Source organism: Bremerella sp. P1 (genome assembly GCF_028748185.1).
Taxonomy (GTDB): Bacteria; Planctomycetota; Planctomycetia; order Pirellulales; family Pirellulaceae; genus Bremerella.
In genome coordinates this window covers 3,979,517-4,000,534 of the sequence record NZ_CP118164.1, presented here as the reverse complement: position 1 = coordinate 4,000,534, position 21,018 = coordinate 3,979,517, and the positions used below count along the sequence as shown (strand labels likewise).

20 protein-coding genes are annotated in these 21,018 nt (G+C 54.3%); 13 read left to right on the top strand and 7 right to left on the bottom strand.

Translation table 11 applies throughout. From position 1 onward, the window contains the following. Window positions 1–239 precede the first annotated feature (239 nt). The 6 genes from PSR63_RS16825 (at window position 240) to PSR63_RS16800 (ending at window position 4,605) form a co-directional block, all read left to right on the top strand. Window positions 240–515 carry a MoaD/ThiS family protein gene (locus PSR63_RS16825; protein WP_274326841.1) on the top strand — a complete coding sequence of 92 codons (276 nt, stop codon included), beginning with the start codon at window positions 240–242 and terminating at the stop codon, window positions 513–515. Window positions 516–517: 2 nt separating this feature from the next. After that, window positions 518–1,609 carry a WD40/YVTN/BNR-like repeat-containing protein gene (locus PSR63_RS16820; protein ID WP_274326840.1) on the top strand — a complete coding sequence of 364 codons (1,092 nt, stop codon included), beginning with the start codon at window positions 518–520 and terminating at the stop codon, window positions 1,607–1,609. A gap of 90 nt (window positions 1,610–1,699) precedes the next feature. Continuing rightward, a complete protein-coding gene (locus tag PSR63_RS16815) occupies window positions 1,700–2,173 on the top strand; it encodes a VOC family protein (protein ID WP_274326839.1) in 474 nt (157 codons plus the stop codon). 54 nt (window positions 2,174–2,227) lie between these two features. Beyond that, a complete protein-coding gene (locus tag PSR63_RS16810) occupies window positions 2,228–2,698 on the top strand; it encodes a VOC family protein (RefSeq protein WP_274326838.1) in 471 nt (156 codons plus the stop codon). 85 nt (window positions 2,699–2,783) lie between these two features. Further along, window positions 2,784–3,080: a hypothetical protein gene (locus PSR63_RS16805; RefSeq protein WP_274326837.1), complete on the top strand. Its 297-nt coding sequence runs from the start codon at window positions 2,784–2,786 to the stop codon at window positions 3,078–3,080. Between the two features lie 91 nt (window positions 3,081–3,171). Continuing rightward, window positions 3,172–4,605 (top strand): pectate lyase, encoded by a 1,434-nt coding sequence (locus PSR63_RS16800; protein WP_274326836.1) that lies wholly within the window; start codon window positions 3,172–3,174, stop codon window positions 4,603–4,605. Here the strand turns inward: PSR63_RS16800 and PSR63_RS16795 are convergent. Then, window positions 4,602–5,078, bottom strand: a complete 477-nt coding sequence (locus PSR63_RS16795) for a GNAT family N-acetyltransferase (protein WP_274326835.1) — start codon at window positions 5,076–5,078, stop codon at window positions 4,602–4,604. The genes PSR63_RS16800 and PSR63_RS16795 overlap by 4 nt on opposite strands. Before the next feature lie 8 nt (window positions 5,079–5,086). Next, the gene (locus PSR63_RS16790) at window positions 5,087–6,205 is read right to left on the bottom strand and encodes a potassium channel family protein (protein WP_274326834.1); all 1,119 of its coding nucleotides are present in this window, start codon (window positions 6,203–6,205) and stop codon (window positions 5,087–5,089) included. Window positions 6,206–6,429: 224 nt separating this feature from the next. Between PSR63_RS16790 and PSR63_RS16785 the strand changes: the two genes are divergently transcribed. Together PSR63_RS16785 and PSR63_RS16780 are read left to right on the top strand one after the other, a co-directional pair. After that, complete coding sequence (locus PSR63_RS16785) at window positions 6,430–7,533, top strand: sulfite exporter TauE/SafE family protein (RefSeq protein ID WP_274326833.1); 1,104 nt, start codon at window positions 6,430–6,432, stop codon at window positions 7,531–7,533. Between the two features lie 86 nt (window positions 7,534–7,619). Next, the gene (locus tag PSR63_RS16780; protein WP_274326832.1) at window positions 7,620–8,120 is read left to right on the top strand and encodes an NUDIX hydrolase; all 501 of its coding nucleotides are present in this window, start codon (window positions 7,620–7,622) and stop codon (window positions 8,118–8,120) included. Here the strand turns inward: PSR63_RS16780 and PSR63_RS16775 are convergent. The 4 genes from PSR63_RS16775 to PSR63_RS16760 form a co-directional block, all read right to left on the bottom strand. Beyond that, window positions 8,117–8,548: a rhodanese-like domain-containing protein gene (locus PSR63_RS16775; RefSeq protein WP_274326831.1), complete on the bottom strand. Its 432-nt coding sequence runs from the start codon at window positions 8,546–8,548 to the stop codon at window positions 8,117–8,119. The genes PSR63_RS16780 and PSR63_RS16775 overlap by 4 nt on opposite strands. A 43-nt stretch (window positions 8,549–8,591) precedes the next feature. Further along, window positions 8,592–9,983, bottom strand: coding sequence for an asparagine--tRNA ligase (gene asnS, locus PSR63_RS16770; protein ID WP_274326830.1), 1,392 nt, complete (start codon window positions 9,981–9,983; stop codon window positions 8,592–8,594). A gap of 77 nt (window positions 9,984–10,060) precedes the next feature. Next, window positions 10,061–11,887: a divalent metal cation transporter gene (locus PSR63_RS16765; RefSeq protein WP_274326829.1), complete on the bottom strand. Its 1,827-nt coding sequence runs from the start codon at window positions 11,885–11,887 to the stop codon at window positions 10,061–10,063. 157 nt (window positions 11,888–12,044) lie between these two features. After that, the gene (locus PSR63_RS16760; RefSeq protein WP_274326828.1) at window positions 12,045–13,106 is read right to left on the bottom strand and encodes an NAD(P)/FAD-dependent oxidoreductase; all 1,062 of its coding nucleotides are present in this window, start codon (window positions 13,104–13,106) and stop codon (window positions 12,045–12,047) included. 200 nt (window positions 13,107–13,306) lie between these two features. Between PSR63_RS16760 and PSR63_RS16755 the strand changes: the two genes are divergently transcribed. After that, the gene (locus PSR63_RS16755) at window positions 13,307–15,190 is read left to right on the top strand and encodes a carbon starvation CstA family protein (protein ID WP_274326827.1); all 1,884 of its coding nucleotides are present in this window, start codon (window positions 13,307–13,309) and stop codon (window positions 15,188–15,190) included. Window positions 15,191–15,255: 65 nt separating this feature from the next. On the opposite strand, the gene PSR63_RS16750 is transcribed toward PSR63_RS16755, so the two are convergent. After that, on the bottom strand, window positions 15,256–16,257 hold the full coding sequence (locus PSR63_RS16750) for a DUF1573 domain-containing protein (RefSeq protein ID WP_274326826.1): 1,002 nt from the start codon (window positions 16,255–16,257) through the stop codon (window positions 15,256–15,258). A 397-nt stretch (window positions 16,258–16,654) separates the two neighbouring features. Here PSR63_RS16750 and PSR63_RS16745 point away from each other — a divergent pair, with 397 nt between their 5' ends. From PSR63_RS16745 to rpsP, 4 genes are all read left to right on the top strand, one after another. Next, complete coding sequence (locus tag PSR63_RS16745) at window positions 16,655–18,451, top strand: thioredoxin-like domain-containing protein (RefSeq protein ID WP_274326825.1); 1,797 nt, start codon at window positions 16,655–16,657, stop codon at window positions 18,449–18,451. 9 nt (window positions 18,452–18,460) lie between these two features. Then, complete coding sequence (locus tag PSR63_RS16740; protein WP_274326824.1) at window positions 18,461–18,814, top strand: hypothetical protein; 354 nt, start codon at window positions 18,461–18,463, stop codon at window positions 18,812–18,814. A 199-nt stretch (window positions 18,815–19,013) separates the two neighbouring features. After that, entirely contained in the window at window positions 19,014–20,474 is a 1,461-nt protein-coding gene (gene ffh, locus PSR63_RS16735; protein WP_274326823.1) for a signal recognition particle protein, read from the top strand. A gap of 51 nt (window positions 20,475–20,525) precedes the next feature. Next, window positions 20,526–21,005, top strand: a complete 480-nt coding sequence (gene rpsP / locus PSR63_RS16730; RefSeq protein ID WP_274326822.1) for a 30S ribosomal protein S16 — start codon at window positions 20,526–20,528, stop codon at window positions 21,003–21,005. Window positions 21,006–21,018: the final 13 nt, after the last annotated feature.

Sequence of the window (21,018 nt, the reverse complement as noted above, 5' to 3'; positions counted from 1 at the left end):
TACGACAAGCAAGCTTGGATACATAGAATAAATCACAACTTTCCTGAAAATTAGACCCATCCACGCGTTCTCGCATTCCCTTGGAAACAAAAGCTTTATTTGACCTGTCCCGTCTCCTAAACTTTTTTCCAGGCTTGGGTCGAATCTGCTGACTCCCCTTCGACTAGCATTCGGGGGATGCTCTGTCCGTACCGAGTCCTCTCTTCCAGAAGCGTTTACCCTCTTTGGCTCTTCGCACTATGTCCATTTCCGTCCAAGTCCCCTATGTACTCCGTCACGAGTGCGGGGGAAAGTCCGAATTGGAGGTTTCCGCTGCTACGGTCCAGCAAACGCTGGTCGCGTTGAAAGACCGTCAGCCGAAACTCTATCGCAATATCTGCGATGAGACGGGCACCGTTCGCAGGCACATCAATCTGTTTGTCAACGAGTCGCTCATTCATCGAAAGGACGGACTCGAAACAAAGTTAGAGCCAGGGGATCTTCTTTTCATCATGACCGCTGTATCGGGAGGCTGAAGATGGCTGATCGCGTCGTTTTGTGCATTGGTACCAAGAAGGGACTGTTCGTTGCCGAGGCCAGTAAATCGCGAGGTCGGTTCTCCTTACGAGGACCATTCGGCTCTGGTGTGGCCGTCTATTCCGCTTTGATCGACACGCGTAAATCGACACGAATCTATGCTTCGAGCTGTAATGCCTGGTTTGGCATGAAGGTACTGGCCTCAACCGATCTGGGTAAGAAATTCAAGGAAACCAAGTCAGCGCCTGCCTTCCCTGAAAAAGATGGTCGTGCCCTGGCGAACATCTGGTCCCTCGAACCAGGATCCGACAGCAAAGACCTATGGGCCGGCGTCGAGCCAGCCTCTTTGTTTCGAAGCGAAGACGGCGGAAACACGTGGGAGATGGTCGCAGGCATCAGCAACCATAAGCACTCGAAAGACTGGCACCCCGGCGCTGGCGGCTTGTGCCTGCATACGATTGTGCGTGACGGAGATCGCATTCACTTGGGTATCTCCACTGGCGGGCATTACCTGAGCGAAGATGGTGGACAAACGTTCAATGCGGCAAATGAAGGAGTGGGAGCTGGCTTCGATCCCAATCCGTACCCCGAGTTCGGCCAATGCGTGCACAAGATTGCCCGACACCCTGATGCCCCGGGGCGCCTGTACATGCAAAACCATGGCGGTTGGCCGGAACGCCCTGGCATCGGCGTGTTGCGTAGTGACGATTTCGGTCATACCTGGCAGTCGATTGCCGAAGGCTTACCCTCAGACTTTGGCTTTCCCATCCTAGTTCATCCCCACGACCCCGATACCATCTATGTCGTTCCGCTGGAACCCATGACGCGTACCTGCCCAGAGGGAAAGCCGGCCGTCTGGCGAAGCACAACCGGGGGCAAGAAATGGAAGAAGCTATCCAAAGGTTTGCCCAAAAAGGACGGTTACTTCACCGTTCTGCATGACGCCATGACAACCGATACGCTTGCGAGTCCGGCGATCTATTTCGGGACAACCACCGGACAACTCTGGATGGGGCATGATGGCGGTGATGAGTGGAAATGCGTCTTCGACTCGCTGCCACCGATCAATTGTGTCAAAGCGGCCGTGGTTTGAACTTTTTTGGAAGCCAAGTGTCGAACGGCACACCTCGAAATCGACTACTCCTCAAACAGGCATCACTATTAACCTGGGAGAATCGATTTCATGCCGAGCATTACCCCTTTTCTCTGGTTCAACGATCAGGCCGAGCAAGCCGTTAACTTCTACCTTTCGATCTTCGAAGACTCACGCATCTTGACCCACGCAAGGTACGGCGAAGTTGGACCAGGGCCGGAAGGTTCGATCATGACGATAGAGTTTGAACTTCAAGGACAGAAGTTCGTGGCCCTCAATGGCGGACCTCACTTTACATTCAGCGAAGCCGTTTCTTTTGTCGTCAACTGTGAAACGGCAGAAGAAGTGGACCACTACTGGGCCCGTCTCTCGGAAGGTGGCGAGCAATCGCAGTGCGGTTGGCTGAAGGACAAATTCGGCGTTTCCTGGCAGATTGTCCCAACTCTTCTGCAACGTTTGATCAGCGATGCCAATCGAGACAAAGCTCAAATGGTGATAGCCGCCATGCGGCAGATGCAAAAGCTGGATGTCGTCGCGCTGCAAACCGCCTATGACGATGCTTAACCTCTAAATAGCCACTCCTACGATCGACCAAGAAAATTCAACGAAAGGTACACAATGAATCATCCTATCCCACCGGAACTTCATGGCTTCATACCACACTTGGTTTGTGATCCCTGTTCGGATGCAATCGAGTTTTATAAGAAGGCGTTCTCGGCGGAAGAAACGTTCCGCTTGTCTACCGAAGCCGGCGACAAGTTCATGCACGTGCAAATGACCATCGATGGCGCGACCTTCTTCATGGCCGACGACTTTCCCGAATACTGCGAGGGGAAATCACAATCACCCAAATCGCTGGGCGGGACACCGGTGACCATTCACCGATACGTTCCCGACTGCGACGCCGCCATGGCTCAAGCAGTAGCCGCAGGGGCCACGATCAAGATGCCTGCAACGGATATGTTTTGGGGAGATCGTTACGGAGCGATCATCGACCCGTTTGGGCACAGCTGGTCCTTCGCGACACCTCAACGAGATGTCAGCATGGACGAGATGAAGCAAGCCGTTAAGTCGATGGGCGAGCAATAACCCAATATTCGATTCACTGCGACGAATGACCTTAAGATTTCACTTAAGGTCATTTCTCGTTTGCACAAACTTAGGAGTATATAGCGTGATCGCCTGGGATAAGGGGCGGATCGTAGCGTGCACCGTGGCGGGCGTCTCCCTCGTTGTTCACTTCTTCATGAGTTCAAACATTGAGTCGGTCGTATCACATGCGTTCTTTCTGTTGTTGCCGCTCTCGGTCATATTCTGGCCGGAATACTGTGATCGCGTATTTCGTCTTTCAAGCGAGGGGCGTGCTCATTCCATGGCCGAAGCAACGCCTGGAGTCATGCTTCAACTCGTCGGTTGGATCCTGCTCATTGTCATCTGCAGTATTCCGCTGTTAGGAGCTGCGATGCTATAGGCACTCCGCTTGTTAAACTCTTGCCTATCGGTCTCGGGGAGAGTATTTTTGGGGCTGAACTTCTCCCCTAACTCTCGCTCGAGAATCAAACATGCCTGCCACCAACCGTGCCGCTGCGGCGTTTCTGCTATGTATCTGTCTGCTGATTAGTCCACTTTCCGCAGCTGATGGTGATCCCACCGCCGCAGAAGTATTGGTGGCCATGAAAAAGGCGGCAACCTATTACCACGATCAGGTCGCGGTTCACGGTGGCTATGTCTACTTCTACAGTCCTGATCTCTCCAAGCGTTACGGAGAAGGAACTGCTTCGCCCGATCAAATCTGGGTTCAACCCCCCGGCACGCCGACGGTGGGCATGGCCTACCTCGAAGCTTATCACGCCACGACCGATGCTTATTACTTGGATGCGGCAACGGAAACGGCCGAAGCACTCATCTATGGCCAACTGCAATCGGGCGGATGGACCAACTGCATCGACTTCGATCCCAAGGGACAACGTACGGCTCAATACCGAAACGGGAAAGGTCGCGGCAAGAACAACACTTCGCTGGACGACGATCAAACGCAATCGGCCATTCGTTTTCTGGTGCGATTGGATAAGGCTTACGACTTCAAAAATGAAACAATTCACGAAGCAGTAACAACCGCGCTCGATGCCTTACTGGCGGCTCAGTTTGCCAATGGAGCATTCCCCCAGGTCTGGACCGGCCCCGTTGATCAATCGCTGCCGATCCAGCAGGCCAGCTTTCCGAAGTACGACTGGAAGACCGAGGGACGCATTAAGAACTACTGGGACATGTACACCTTGAACGACGGTCTGGCAGGCAGTGTCGCTGCGGTCTTGGTGGAAGCCCATGAAACCTATGGGGACGATCGCTACCTATCGGCACTTAAGAAACTGGGAGACTTCCTGATCCTGGCGCAATTGCCAAGTCCACAGCCAGCCTGGGCTCAGCAGTACAACTACGACATGAATCCGATCTGGGCACGCAGGTTCGAGCCAGCCGCGGTTGCCGGCCGGGAATCGCAAGACGCGATTGAAACCCTACTGACCATCTTCGAGGTAACGCGTGACAAGAAGTACCTGGAGCCCGTTCCCAAGGCGGTGAATTACCTCGAAGCATCAATCCTCCCCGACGGACAATTGGCACGTTACTACGAATTGGAATCGAACCGCCCCTTGTACATGAATCGTAACGGCAAGGATTACTTTCTCACTTACGACGACAAGAACCTCCCGGACCATTACGGCTGGAAGACCAGCCAGAAGCTCGAGAAGCTCAAGAATGAATATCGCAAGCTGGTTAATTCGCCCAAATCTACGGGCACCAGCAAGAAGGTTTCCGCGGATCAAGTTCAGGGCATTCTTGAAAGCATGGATGACCAGGGGCGTTGGATTACGACATTCAAAGACCAGAAACTGGTTGGCGATCAACGATTTCATCCTGGCGACCAGTACATTTCCAGCGAGACATTCGCGAAGAATATCGAGACGCTAAGCGGCTATCTCAAATCGTCCCGCTAGAGAGAAAGCGTCTTTTGCATGAGATAGTTTTGCAGTGTGATGCCGTTGATCGTGACCACCTGAGATGTGACGAATTCGAAGCCGTGCACTTCAAAGAATGGCCGAGCCGTGATACTGACATGTGAGTGAAGTTCGCGCAAATTGATCTGCTCTGCTTTGCGGTGTATTTCAGTGAAGAGCGTGCTCCCGACACCTTTTCGCTGCCATAGGTGGTGAACATAGAACATGTAGACCAGACCATCCGACTGAAGATCAGAAAATCCAACGATCTGTGCTTCAGCTGTTACTACCAGCGGGTCAATCCCTTCCATCCGCAATGCCCATCGCGAGAGATCGACCTCATCCGGTGCCCAGGCTGCCAATTGTTCTGGCGTGTAATCCTGCCTGTTGACGTGATGTACCGTGTCGTGAAACAACCGCCATAGCACCGGAAACTCTTCCCGTTTTGCCTGGCGAACCTCCAATCGCATCATGCACCTGCCTACGAATCGACCGTGACGCCACGGTAGGTGACCTTTCCTCGCGTGGCACAGAACCGTTCGGCAAGCTGCGGGATATCGTTCGAGTGGCCTAAGACGATCACAATGTCGCCGGTAACCAGCACCGTTTCTGCCGGAGGATTCAGCATGGTGGTGCCATCCTTGCGGCGAAGACCAACGATCAAAAAGCCATGGTTGCTTCGCAGCTCGATATTGCTAATCGTCTTGTTGACTAGCGAGGAACCGTCAGCGACGGTTAGCTCGTCGAAACGAAGCCCGATTCGATCTAGCTCGTCGTTCATATCCCCTTGGGTTGTCAACTGCTCGAGCATGTTTTCAGCTGACGGGCGGATGATCATCTGAGCAAGTTTCTTCGCGCCAATGGCAGTCGGCAAAACAACCTTATTGGCCCCGCATCCGATGAGCTTCTTCTCTGTCTTTGGATTTTCACCTCGGGCAATGATCATGATGTCGGGATTCATCCCGCGGGCCGTCACCGATACGAACACGTTGGTGGCATCTTCCGACAAAACGGAAGCGAGAACTGAGGCCTGTTTGATACCGGCTTGCTCGAGTACATGCTCGTCGGTCGCATCACCGTTGATGAAGAGATAGCCTAACTCCTGGGCCGAGTTCAACCGTCGCTCATCGGTGTCGATCACGACAAACGATTTGCCTTTGGCAGCCAGTTCACGGGCCAGGATCGAGCCCATTCGGCCCACACCACAGATAATGGTGTGGTTTTTCAATCGATCGATTTCCATGTGCATGCGTCGCGCTCCCAAGGCCTTTTGAAGTTCTCCATCCACTACCATTTGCATGAACCCGCCGACCGTGTAAATGACGGCCCCGTAGCCAGCGATGATCACCATGATGGTCAACGCACGCAGGGCAGTGGATTCGACCGGTTGGACTTCGCCATAACCGACGCCAAAGATCGTGATGACGACCATGTAAATGGCATCGTCCAAACGCCAACCGTGTGCCACGTAGCCAAACACGGCCACGACGCAGATTGCCACAAACAGTGCGGCACCAGTGGCCATCTTGCGGATGGGCCCAGAAAGGGGCTGTTTGCGTTCCGGTGGCGGATGATCCGGATCGAGATGATGTGTTACCACGTTCGCTTTTTCACGTTGCGCGTTTGCTTAGCGACTGAATCCCATCCGCCAAGCGTGATTCAGCTAACTCGGTACCGAACGAGCATTGGCAAAAAGCCACTTTCGGACGGTGATTTCTACTCAATAAAGTCTACCAGCCGGCACTAAACTTCGCCATTGTGATTCCCGTAGCTTGGTCGAAGACGCCAACACATGTCTTGACAAGTGTTGTTTCAACGCCTCCAATGACCGAAATTCGCTTTCCGTTCTTTTTTGCCCTGGACTCGACCTTGATGGGACTTCCTCCCGTCCGTACCTGGCCACGAATCTGGCCGTTTATTGCCTGGCTATTCGCGTTCTACAGCGTATGGCTGACGATCGTGACCGTGGGTGAATACTGGCCAACAGTTCTCTCTCACTGGCCCATCGCGCTGACGATGTCGGTCGGCTCATACGTTGCCGGTTCGACCCCCATGGGAGGAGGAACGGTGGCCTTTCCCGTCTTGGTTCTGCTGTTTGACCTGCCAGGCTCTTTGGGCAGAAACTTTGGCTTGGCGATCCAGTCGATCGGAATGACGTCGGCGACCATCTACATCCTTTCCACGCATCGCCCGGTAGATTGGCGACTGCTCCGCCCTGCCCTGTTGGGTGCGTTTGCCGGAACGCCGATGGGTGCGGCGTTGATCGCTCCGTATGTGCCTGACTTGTGGGTCAAGCTGATCTTCGGTGTGATCTGGGCCAGCTTCGGCATCCTGCACTTGGTGAAGATACGTGAGCTGACCTCCAATCAGGGAGCCTCGGATCAAGGTTCGCTTTTCGACTTTTCGATTGGCATCGCCATCGGGGTCACAGGAGGGATTGCCTCCTCGATTACGGGCGTTGGCATCGACATGATGATCTACGCAATGCTCGTGTTGCTTTACCGGGAAGACTTGAAAACGGCCATTCCGACTTCCGTAATCCTGATGGCGTTCACGTCGCTTGTTGGCATCGCGTCGAATATCGCGCTGTCACAGGTTCGGCCAGATACCTACGCCATCGATCCTCAGGTCTTTTTCTACTGGCTGGCGGCGGCCCCGATTGTCGCACTCGGAGCTCCATTCGGAGCCATCGTCGTCAACCTGATTAGCCGAACCCCGACGCTGATCATCGTGTCGCTACTTTGCATAGGACAGTTTGTGTGGACATTGATTCACGAGCAAGTTACCGGCTTCGCATTGCTGGCGTCATTGGTCGGTGTCCTACTGTTCAACGCGATGTTTCATGGTCTGTACTATCTGGGCAAAGGAGAGTCGCCGTTTCCCGTGGGCAGGCAGATCGAACTTGCCAATGACGAAGTGGACGGTTGATTCTCTCCTCTTTCGGATAGAACGAATACGCATGACAATGAAGCGGAACTGACTTACAAAAAGCGTAGCCGACGAGGGGTGTCATCATGAAATCGCCAGAGACCGTTTTTGAAGGTGTTCGTTTCAATATCGAGCGTGTCTGGCAAGGAGAGCGTCCGCGCGATGTCATGCGCCATCCTGGTGCCGCTGTCATTCTTCCTCTGGTCGATGATGACCACGTTTGTCTGATCAAGAACTATCGCATTGCCGTTGAGCAGACCCTCTTGGAACTGCCTGCCGGAACACTCGAACCGAATGAACCTCCAGAGATCACCGCCGGCCGCGAGTTGGAAGAAGAGACAGGCTACCGCGCCGATAAGATCGAGCTATTATCGGCTTATTATCCATCGCCAGGCGTGATGGACGAGAAAATGTACATGTACCTGGCAACCGGTCTCACCATGCACGCCCCGGCTCGCGAAGAAGGGGAAGAGATCGAGAATCACGTTGTGACCCTCGAAGAAGCCAAGGCCATGATTCAGGACGGGCGGATCGCCGATGGCAAGACGATCGCCGGCCTGTTGTTTTACTTTCAGTTCCGCACTTAGTTCATCTGAATCGGCGGATCAAGTTTTGGGTCGGTGTCTTTGGTTTCTTTGAAACCTGCCTCGACCAAATCTTTGTACGACTGGGTGATTGCCACCACCTTGGCATCTACACGCTTGAACATGTCGGCCGCCAAAACCGAGCGACGGCCCGAGCGACAGTACGTATAGATTTTCATCTCAGGATCTTTGGTGTACTTCTCGATCGCCTTCTTCGCATGCTTGTCGGTGGCGATCGTCGAAAGTGGTACGAGATCCGCTTGGCTGAGATGAGCTTTCTTCCATTCCACTTCTTCGCGAACATCGAGCAGGACCGCCTTGCCGTCAGCGACCTCCTTCTTCAATTCTTGCAGGTCAACGGCATAGCCGATCGCGGCAAACGAAAGCGTTCCCATTACGCTCAACGCGACGAACATCAGGCGACGGATCATATCTCGAATCCTAAATGGAAAATGACACAGGGGAACCGAAAGCTTAAAACTCGGCCCAGCCAGGGGTACGAGGGAACGGAATCACATCCCGGATATTCCCCATGCCCGTAATAAACTGTAGAACGCGTTCCAGGCCAAGTCCAAAACCAGAGTGCGGAACGGTGCCATATCGACGTAAGTCCAGATACCACCAGTACTCTTCAGGATTGAGGGCCTGCTCTTTCATGCGGCTTTCAAGCACATCCAGGCGTTCTTCACGCTGGCTTCCCCCGATAATCTCACCTACCTGAGGTACCAGCACATCCATGGCTCGAACCGTCTTACCATCGTCATTGCAACGCATGTAAAACGGTTTAATGGTCCGCGGATAGTCGTGAAGAATGACCGGTCGCTTGAAATGCTGCTCGGTCAGGAATCGCTCGTGCTCCGACTGAAGATCCACACCCCAGCTCACGCGGTATTCAAACTCCTGCCCCGATTTCTCCAGGATATCGATCGCATCGGTATAGCTGCACCGCAGGAACTCGCTATCGACGATTGATTGAAGCGTATCCAGAATTCCCGGTGCGATCCGCTCGTTAAAGAATGCCATGTCTTCGGCACAGTCATTCATGACGTCGCGGAAGATTCGCTTCAGGAAGGCCTCGGCAACCTCCATGTTCTCTTCCAGGTCGGCAAACGCGATCTCTGGCTCAACCATCCAAAACTCAGCCAAATGCCGGCTGGTATTCGAGTTTTCTGCGCGGAAGGTCGGCCCGAACGTATAAACCTTGCCCAGCGACGTCGCGAAGATCTCGCCTTCCAGCTGGCCGCTCACGGTCAGATAGGCTGGCCGAGCGAAGAAGTCTTTGCTGAAGTCGACCTTACCATCGACCATCGGAGGCTTTTCCACGTCGAGCGTCGTTACGCGAAACATCTCGCCAGCCCCTTCGCAGTCGGAAGCAGTAATAATCGGCGTGTTCACGTATAGGTAACCGCGTTCCTGAAAGAACTGATGAATCGAATACGACACCCGGTTCCGCACCCGAAACACGCTGCCAAAGGTATTTGACCGAGTTCGCAGGTGGGCCCATTCGCGGAGCTTCTCGAACGTGTGCCGCTTCTTCTGCAGCGGATAAGTTTCGGCGTCCGCCGTCCCATAGAGGAAGACTTCGCTGGCCTGGACTTCCGTGGCTTGACCTTTCCCCTGAGATTCTTTGACTTCGCCCACCACGCGAATCGAACAACCAGGCGTCAGGTGCTTCACTTCGCTTTCATAATTGGACAGCTGATTGTCAGCAACGACCTGGATGTTCGCGAGACAGCTGCCGTCATTCAACTCGATGAAGCTAAAGCCCCCCTTCGAGTCACGCCGCGTACGAACCCAACCCTCAAGACAAACCTGTTGCCCTATCGAATCTGCCGAGCGTGCCTGCAAGACCGTTCGCTTTTCCATCGCACCGTCCCTGTTGTTGATATGCCTGAAGCGAGGCTCCTTCAAAATTACCGAAAGAGCCTGGCGAAGTTTCCATTCTAGGCAGTTTCTGCCGCATCGGCATCGATAGGATCGTCGTCGTCTTTGCCGCTACGGAGGAAGAATCCGCCTACAAATAGGATCAGGTACCCGATAACCACCGTCAAGACGACGGCCTTCTGAGCAAAGGGAGTACCAGGGTTGGTAACTTTGTCCGTGAGGGACACCACGGCAGCTGCAATGGCCCCAATGACCGAGATGACCATCAGGACGTTCCAGATAATCCAGCTAAGCCCCTTTGGCTTGTCATCGCCCAAGATTTTCTTGCTGTTCATCATCATGAAGAACGTCACGTAGGCGATCGGCAGGAACATCACAGCAAAGCTGGAGACGAGAATTGCCAGCCAGGTTTTGGCAGGACCGTCCCAAAGAATAAACCACGATGCACCGGAAAGCCCGGCAATCAAACAGCCGATTACGTGGGCCGCTCCGTTCGGCTTAGTGTTGAGCATTTCGGTGAACGCGTAGCCGTTGATCATCATCAAAATGATGATCGTCGAGAAACCCATACCGAAGATACCGATTCCAAATACCCAGCGGGCCATTTCACCGCCAAGCAGGGGTGCCAACGATTCCGACAGGAGAAACTCGCTGCGTTTGACCAACGACGCAGCAAGTTTCTTTTCGTTTTCAGGAACGTCGGCAATCGCTTGCTTCAGCGGTGCATACTTGGCACTGAGCAAAATACCTGAGAGCTTGGCGTCATCGACGTTGCCGTCCTCGCCCTTGGCCTCATCCAAATATTCCTGCGGGACATTTAAGCTGTCCTTGTCAAACTTGACGACGCGCAACGCCAGCGTTTTCTCAGCACCACCGTAGATGGGACTCTTGGCCATCGTCTCTGGCGAGGTCGAAAGGAAATCGGCATCGACCTTGGCATGAAACGCCGCGGCCGAAGCAATCACGACGCAGCTCGTCACCAGGATGTAAGGAATCGCCATACCCGTGGAAAGGTCGAATCGTGCCAGACCTCGGAATGTCTTGTCCCATCCGCGGGCCAGCATCGAGTACGGGAGCAGGAAGGTCATGTTGATGCCAACCGCCGTCGCAGCTGCACCAATCATCGCGGCACGTTGGTCAGCAACGATTCGATCGGTCCAAAAACCACGATACGTTTCTTGAACTTCGGCAGCGATGTCACCTAGCTGCCCGGTTGGCTCGGTTGCTGCGGAAAAGTCAGGGATGAACCCCGCGAAGACTTCCGACCACGAGAACGCTTCGCCGGACATGCCCAGCTTGACGACAACTCCAAAGAAGCAAATCACGATCACACCGATCATGGCCTTTAGAAGGATGTCGAAAATCTTTGTCGCCAGCCCTGGCCGGGAATTCATAAACACGAGTACGCCACCGGCAACCAGCAACAATAACGAAACGGTTGCCTTCGCTTCCATCGAATCGCCCACCAAACCAGGTGCGAGATTCTTATTCAGCGCAGCGTAGCAGAGACCGAACTGCGGCATCAGGAAGATCATATTGGCCGCGACGGTGGCTACGATCCAACCCCAGCCAAGCACCGGATTGATGTGAGCATTGATCTGACGGAAAGGCCGCTTGCCAGTCGACAAGGTGACGTAGCTAATTGCCGAAAGCATCACCACGCCGCAAATAATGGCCACCAGTTGCAGCCACAGAAGACTATATCCACCCAAGATCCCCATGAAGAGCGCGCCGGACAACGAGCCGCCACCCAGGGTGATTGCACTTTGCAACCAACCAGGTCCTGAAAGTCGAACCCAGGCACCCAGCGTGGCTCCAGCCCCTTTCGCTTGCGCTTCCTGGAGAATCTCTCGGTCCGTTTCGACTTTGCTTACGGTCTCAGACATAGCGAATCCTTCGCCTAGATTCGGCGTAGATAAGGGATGATGGGGTGGGGATAACGAAACAAGGGGAACGATCTTCGCTCCCCTTGCTCAGTTTTTTTCGTTGACACACGGAACAAGCAAGGTTCTCAGTGCATCTAATGATGGTTGCATTTTTCGCTTAATGCAAGCCCTGCGAGGCCAACCAGCGTTCGGCGTCCAAAGCCGACATACAGCCAGTCCCGGCAGCGGTAATCGCCTGACGGTAGTAGTCATCCGCCACGTCACCGGCTGCAAAAACGCCGTCGACGCTCGTATTGGTACGGAAAGGCACCGTCCACTTGAGGTAACCAGCGTTGTTCATATCGAGCTTCCCCTTCAGGAAGTCGGTGTTAGGCGTATGGCCAATCGCCAGGAAGAAGCCGGTCGCATCCAGTTGCTTGGTCGAATCATCGACCGTGCTTTCGAGCATGGCACCGGTCACACCGTTTTGGTCGTCACCCAAGACTTCCGTCACAACGTGATTCCAGACAATTTCGATCTTCTTGTTTTCCATTGCCCGGTCGACCATGGCCTGCGATGCACGGAATTTATCGCGGCGATGTACCAGGTAGACCACCGAGCTGTACTTGCTCAAGTAGTCCGCTTCTTCGATGGCTGAGTCACCACCACCGACCACGATGCACGGCTTCTCGCGGAATCGCGGCAAGGCACCGTCGCAAACCGCACAGGCACTCACGCCGCGGTTCTTGAACTTGCTTTCCGATTCCAAGCCGAGGTAATTCGCTCGAGCACCGGTTGCGATGATGACGGAGCGGGTCTTGAGCCACTCTTCGCCTTCGCGGGGCTTCAATCTGAACGGTTGATGGCTGAAATCGACTTCGACAATATCATCGGTCACGACGCGCGTGCCGAAATTCTTGGCCTGCTGACGCATCAGCTCCATCAATTCAGGACCGCTAACACCATGTTTCTGGTGTGGAGCCATGTACTGGCGCAAACTTTCATCAATGGCGTTGTCCAAATAACCGCTCAGGTCGCCAGACGGAAACCCTGGGAAGTTCTCGACTTCCGTAGTCATTGCCAACTGGCCCAGTGGGCCACGCCCGAGGTCATAATGCTCCTGAAGTGCGGCGCCTTCGTACAAAAGAGGCTTCAAGTTTGCCCGAGCCGCATAGATTGCGGCAGTCCATCCCGCAGGTCCACTTCCGACAATAATGACGTTTTCAATCTTTTCCGACACGGTCGATCTAATCCTTGTGAAAGCGCTAAGCCGCGAAAAAAATTTATCTCAGTTGAATTGTGAGCTATTCACGTCGCTGGAAGAATTCATCATTATAGGGGTAGGCGGGTAAGCTCACTATCCCCGCGTATCACCCACCATAAAGTTCACTCCTCCCTTGGATGCACGACGCCTCACGTCGTGACACATATTTTACGCTTATGTCGACGCTAATTGTTGCGGTTCTGTCATTTGTTGGCTTTATTGTTGCCTATAACACCTATGGGCGCTGGCTATCACACCGGCTGTTCGAGCTTGATGACAACAACGAACCGCCCAGCAAACAACTGCAGGACGATGTCGACTTCTGCCCAACCGATCGACAGGTTGTCTTCGGCCACCACTTCACAAGTATCGCCGGTACCGGGCCCATCGTCGGACCTGCCATCGCCGTCTTTTGGGGTTGGCTACCGGCTCTCTTGTGGGTCGTCTTCGGTTCGATCTTCGTCGGAGCCGTGCACGACTTGGGGGCCTTAATCATCTCGTTGCGTAATCGCGGTCAGACCGTCGGTGAAATCGCAGGCCGCATGATCAACAAGCGAGCCAAGTACCTGTTTCTGATTGTGCTCGCCGCCGCTTTGATGGTGGTCTTAGCGATCTTCGGTTTGGTGGTGGCGGTTATTTTCGCCGAGTACCCGCAAACTGTATTACCGGTATGGATCAGTATGCCCATCGCAATCGCATTGGGACTTTACGCTCGCAAGAAAGACGCCCACCTGTTGGTGCCGTCACTGGTTGCCCTGTTCATTGTCTATGCATCGATCCTGGTTGGGGTCTACTATCTTCCGATCGACCTGGGAGCAATTCTGGCCAACGTGCTCGGACCTGACCTGTCCGCCAGTCCCTACCTGAGCCCGTTAATGGTCTGGACGATCATTCTGTTGATTTACTGTTTTGTTGCTTCCGTGCTGCCTGTTTGGCTGCTGCTTCAACCACGTGACTATGTGAACAGTCACCAGTTGATTGTGGCCTTGGTGCTGCTGTTCGTTGGTCTGCTCGTAGCAAGCGCAACCGGTGCAGCGAACCTGGCCCAGTCCACGCCAGCGGTGGCAACCGAAATGCCGGCCGGGGCGCCGCCGATCTTTCCGTTTCTCTTTATCACGATTGCTTGTGGCGCATGTAGTGGTTTCCACTGCCTGGTCAGTAGCGGCACCTCGAGTAAGCAGGTCGAAAAGGAAACCGACGCCCAGTACATCGGCTACGGTGCGATGCTCTTGGAAGGCGGCCTGGCTGTTATCGTGATTCTTGCTTGCTGTGCCGGCGTCGGAATGGGGATCTTCGAGGGAAGCAAAGCAGCGGACGGATCGTACGTATATACCGCCATGACCGATGCCGAAGGTGCCCCCCTGACCGGGCAAGCGGCCTGGGAAACGCGGTACGCGATCACGAAGAGCTGGAGCGATTTCAAACTCCCCAACCTGGTCGCAGCATTTGTTGAAGGGGGAGCCAACTTCCTCACGTCGATTGGAATTCCACTGGAAATCGGTATCAGCATTATCGCAGTGCTGGTGGCAAACTTCGCGGCAACGACACTCGACACGGCGACGCGTCTACAGCGTTACGTGCTGCAAGAATTGTTCGCCTCGACGCCGATCACCAAACCCCTGGCCGGAAAGTATGCCGCCACTGCTGCTGCGGTGCTTTCGGCTTTAGCCATTGCCGTATTTGCCGACAAGATACCTGGCAAAGGTGGTACGCTGCTTTGGCCACTCTTCGGTGCTATGAATCAACTTCTCGCCGGCCTGGCGATGATGGTTACGGCGTTCTATTTATGGCGACGCAACAAGCCCATCTGGTTTGTCGCGATTCCCATGATTGCGATGTTGATCCTGCCAGCCTTGGCAATGTACTACAACGTTTTCAGCGAATCGGGATACTGGGCCAAACAGCAGTGGCTGCTGCTAGTCCTGGGCATCGGCGTGCTGATTCTGCAAGCCTGGATGCTGTTTGAGGCCATCGTGATGTGGCCAAAGGTAAAGGGAGTCCTGGAAGAAGCACTCCCACCGCTGCCGGAGAAGAAGCCCAAAGTAGCCGCCGACAACTAGTAACGAAAAAGGCCCCGACTCAATGACGAATCGGGGCCTTTTTTTGTTTTATGTAGCTTGGCTTATTAGGTCTCGGAGTTGCCTTCGGTCACAACGACGGTTGCGACCGATTCGCCACTGACACCTTCGCCCAGATCGGTCTCGATCTTAATCTTCTTGACGACCGTGCCACCTTCGCTACCGGCAGTAAAGGTCAGCGGCAGGAAGTGAAGCTTCTTGGGTTCTTCTGGCAGAGCCGCGAACTTGAAGCATTCGCTGTCGCAGCTGATTCCGGTAATCAGGAATGGCTTTTTAGCTCGGACGATCAACTTGGCTTCGGTCTTTTGACCTGGCTTCAACTCACCGAGCGACAAAGCACTTGGGCTCACATTCAAAGCCGACTCGACTTTGCCTTCAACGGGCAGCGAGACAGATGGGCTACGGCTGTCATTAGTAATCAATGCCAACTGGCTTGAGATGAAACCGACGGGTGCATTGTCCTTCAGGCGAACCACTAAGTCGTATCCAACACGACCTCCACCACGATTAGTTTCACTGAGCTCGACACCCAGGAAGTCATCGTTGCTGCGAACATCGGTAATCTTCCAGTCGCTACGACCGGCTTGGGAAACATGCACTTTAGCGATGCCACCTTCGCCTTGTTCGACGTTACCAAATTGCACAGCACCTGGCTGGAACACAAGGTCTCCACGAATGTCAGTCGAAACGTTCAGCTGAACTTCAGCGTAAAACGGCTTGTCGATCGTAACGGTGACGGTTGCACTCTTGTGACCAAGGAAGCTGTCGGTGTTCAGCTTGGCAACAATCGCCCCTTTCTCCCACGTCTTCAACGTGTCGTTCTTAATCGAAGGGCTGGTACATCCGCAGCTCGATCGCACGCTGGCGATGTGAACAGTTTCCTCGTAGATGTTTTGCAGTTCGAACTCGTAGTAAACCTTGGCCCCTTTCGCCACAGCACCAAAATCGTGCGTGCGAACCTGGAACATCTTATTCGCCCAGTCTTGGCCCATGCCAAAGGACGCGAGCATTGGTAATAGACAGAGTGCGAGCCATACTTTACGAAACACGGTTTAATCCTCCGATATTTGGCGGGGTTGGTCCGTAAGGGTAGGATGTGGCGAAAGTCACTCCGACTTCACCGCACGTAGACCATTCCACCAAAGGTAGCACATTCCTCGGTGCAAGTTCGACAATATCGTCTCCGGACGCATCCGGAATAATCGCTATAATCGTTATAGTTTGTCGGCAAAATTCCATGCTCGCCCCAGGAATTTTTTGAAGATGCTCGCTACACTCCTCTGTAGGGTGGGCGATGCATGCTAGCCGTTCCTAAAATGAAAAGAGCTACCAGCGACAACGTCAGCCGGTAAACTAACTAGCATTGTACGAATATATACAGCCTTTCTCTCCCTAAATCGTTCCAATTTATTGGAATCCTGCCCCCAGATACGGAAGGTCTTATCCATGACTTGCCTGCATGTTTCTCCCTTACCAATCCTGCGCAAGCTAGCGCTGTTTGCTGCTGTCTTGCTACTGGTCGGCTGCGGAAGTTCTTCGACGCATCCGTTTGCGATGGCGGAAGAACAGCAACCAGCCGCCACCAAGGAAGAAGCAACCAAAGATGAGCCGGAGGCTAAGGAGCCCGAACATCCTTTCCGTGCCCGTATTCCAGCTCCGGCGTTTCCCAAAGACATGGAGTGGATGAACACCAAGGGCCCCCTGGAACTTGAAGACGTGAAAGGGAAGTACGTCCTGCTCGATTTCTGGACGTATTGCTGCATCAACTGCATCCATATCCTCCCTGAGCTTAAGAAGTTAGAGCACGAATTCCCCAACCAGCTCGTTGTGATTGGCGTTCACTCGGCCAAGTTTGATACGGAAAAAGAGGCCAAAAACATCAGCGAAGCGATCCTCCGATACGAGATCGAACACCCCGTCGTGAACGACGACGAAATGAAGATCTGGAATGGCTACAGCGTCAGCAGTTGGCCCACGATGTACCTCATCGACCCCGAAGGCAACGTCGTTTATCTTCGCCGCGGCGAGTTCAAAGCGGACGACATTCGCGAGGTGCTAAACCGATCGATGCCCTACTATCGGAACAATGGCTCGCTCGACGAAACGCCGATCCAATTCGACCTGTTGGCCTACAGCCAGCAGCCGACCCAACTCCGTTTCCCGGGGAAGGTTTTGGCTGACGAAAAGTCCAATCGATTGTTCATTTCAGACAGTAATCACAATCGAATCGTGATCACATCTCTCGACGGTCAATTGCAGGATGTGATCGGGAGCGGTGAGATTGGTTCGGCCGACGGCGGGTATGCATCAGCCATGTTTGATCATCCGCAAGGAGTGGCCCTCGTACAGGACACTTTGTATGTCGCCGACACCGAAAACCACCTGATTCGCAAAGTCGATCTGAAAGAGAAACAAGTCTCGACGATCGCTGGGGTCGGCGAACAGGCACGAAATAACTGGCCAGGTGTTGGTGAAAATGCCACGTTATCCAGCCTGCCAGATCGATTCGTTGGATTGCCCAAGACGACGCCCATCAACAGCCCCTGGGCTCTTTGGCCCCATGGCGACAGTCTTTACATCGCGATGGCAGGTCCTCACCAGATCTGGAAAATGACACTCGACGAGAAGGAAATCGGTCCATACGCAGGCAACGGCCGCGAAGACATCGTCGATGGGCCCCTGCTCCCCCCTGTTCCTTACCAGCAAGGGCACTCGTCCTTCGCCCAACCCTCGGGGCTAACGTCGGACGGAAAGGAATTGTTTGTGGCTGACAGCGAAGGCAGCTCGATCCGTGCCGTACCGTTCGATCCCGAAGGAAGTGTGCGAACCGTGATTGGAACGGCTCATCTACCTTACGGTCGTTTGTTCAGTTTTGGCGACGTGGATGGTCCTCCGAAGACGGCCAAACTGCAGCATGCTTTGGGCGTTTGCTACGTTGATGGAGTCATCTACACCACCGATACCTACAACAACAAGATCAAAGCAGTCGATGCAGCTACTGGCGATGTGACAACGATTGCAGGCACCGGCGAGCCTGGTAATGCCAACGATCCCGCCCAGTTCGACGAACCGGCAGGGATTTCTCACGCTGGCGGCAAGCTCTACATCGCGGACACGAATAACCACATGATTCGTGTCATGGATATCAAGACGAAAGAGGTTTCCACCCTGCAGATCAAAGGATTGAAGCCGATGCCCGTGAAGAAGCGGCCAGAGGCACCTGAGGGGGCGATTCAGAAGTAGAGCGTCCCAATGCCGTCCACGTTTACCTTGGATAGTTATCGTCAAGAACTCCATGATCTGATTTATCCGACATGGTTTGATCGATTCGCCGGATTGCTGGTTCAAGGCTGGTACGAGCACAAGAAGCAACTCCGAGAGAAGCTTGGCGACTATGTCGAACAAGAACTGCGAATTCTCGATTCGATGACGGTAGAAGAACGAAAAACGCCATCTTTAATCGACGGAACACGCCAAGAGCGGATTGCGGTTGCTGCAGGCGTCTCGACAAAGGAAGTCCGTTTACTGATTCGCTCGTACGAGCAGTTTAAGGACATCAAGGAGAGAGGATGGCCGCCTACCGGAGACAACCCACCCCCCATCTAAGGGCCAATCGCTCGTGAAAATCCCGCCTTCGTCCCCGCATTACCAATTGCCAACCTGCCGTGGGGTTCGCTAGAATACGCGTTTCGACCCATCTCTCGGGAGTGGGCCGTAGGGTTGTTTTGTCTTTTCATGGGCAAGATCTCACCCCTCGGAGCGAACTCCCAGCTACGTGATATTCGACCCTTAGGCAGATCCTGCGATGTTGGACTCGTTACAAGACGGCTTACGATCAGCGTTTAAGACGCTGCGCGGACAGGGCCGACTGACCGAATCGAACATGCGGGAGGGCCTGAAGCTCATCGAGAACGCCCTGCTTGAAGCTGACGTAAGCTATGACGTCGTCAAGACTTTCATGCAGGACGTCTCTGAGAAAGCAGTCGGCCAGGACGTCCTCAAGTCGCTCAAGCCTGAGCAGCAGCTTGTCGGTATCGTCAACGAGGCCCTGATCGAGCTACTGGGCGGCGATTCCGACCCTACCCTGCACCTGAAACAGGGTGTCACCGTGCTGATGATGTGCGGTTTGCAGGGTGCCGGTAAGACGACCACGTGCGGTAAGTTAGCACGCTTGATCGGCAAAGAGGGCAAAAAGGCCCTGCTCTGTGCTGCCGACCTTCAGCGTCCTGCCGCCGTTGAACAGCTTCATATTGTCGGCAAAAGCGTCGACACGCCCGTTTACAGCGAAGAGGGAGCCACCAACCCGATCGCTGTCTGCCAGAACGCCGTCAAACACGCCAAAGACAACGGCATCGATGTCGTGATTCTCGACACGGCCGGTCGTTTGGCAATCGACGAAGAGCTGATGCAGCAGCTCAAGACCATCGACATGAAGGTTCAGCCGGACAAGGCTTTCCTGGTTGTCGACGGCATGACCGGACAAGACGCAGTCAACAGTGCCAAGGCGTTTAACGAAGCCCTGGAACTGGACGGCGTCATCATGACCAAGCTCGATGGCGATGCCCGAGGCGGTGCATTGCTGTCGGTCAAACATGTCACTGGCGTACCGATTAAGTTCGTCGGTGTCAGCGAGCACATGGACGGCCTCGATCCTTTCCACCCGGACCGCTTTGCGAGCCGGATTCTTGGAATGGGCGACATCCAGTCGATGTTCGAGATGGCCCAACGTGAGTTCGACCAGGAGCAAGTCCAGAAGACGCAGGAACGGCTTCAAAAGGGCCAGTTCACACTGGACGACTTCCGTAAGCAGCTCAACCAGATCGCTCGACCTGGCCTGATGCAGAAAATGCTCGGGATGATGCCAGGCATGGGCGAGATGACCAAGATGCTGCAAGGCGGTGATCACGAGAAAGAAATGCGTCGTCTGGGCGGCATGATCGACTCGATGACCCCGGACGAACGCAACGATCCTAAGTTGATCGACAACAGCCGTCGTCAGCGGATCGCTAAAGGCTCTGGCGTTTCCCCCCAGGAGGTCAACGAACTCATCAAGCAGTTCGACAGCATGGCCTCGCTGATGAAGGGAATGGCCGGAGGCGGCATGGGTGGCGCCATGGACATGATGCGGAAGCTTCGCTCCGGCGAGCTGATGGATCCAACCGGCAAGATGAAGAAGGCCAAGCAAAGCACCGGTAAACGGATGACCTCCAAGGATGTCCAAAACCAGAAGAAACTCAAGAAGAAGCTCAAGAAACGGCGTCGTTAACCTCGTCGTTGAGCAAGTTTAGACAGAAAGTTTACTAAGGAGTAACGTTACGTGGCAGTTCGCATTCGCATGAAGAAGATGGGTCGGGCACACCGTCCGTTCTATCGTATTTGCGCCATGGATTCTCGTACCCCACGAGATGGCAAGGCAATCGAGTATCTTGGTACCTACGATCCGTTCGTCAAAGAAAAGGACGCCCGGGTTAACCTGAAGACCGAACGCGTCGACTACTGGCTCGGCGTCGGTGCTCAGCCTTCCCCGAAGGTTGCTGTTTTGATCCGTAAGTACGGCACCAACGGCAGCCACGTGGCAGCTCGCGAAGAAGCCTTGGCTCGCATGGCGACCAAGACTGCCTACGTTCCTCCGAAAGTTGAAATCAAAGAGCCTGAACCGGAAGCACCAGCCGCCCCTGAAGGCGAAGCTGCCGAAGCTCCGGCCGAAGAAGGCGCTGAAGCTGCTGCTCCTGCCGAAGGTGAAACCGCGGAAGCTCCGGCTGAAGGCGGCGAAGAGCAGCCCAAGGCTGAAGGCTAAGCAGGTAGACCTG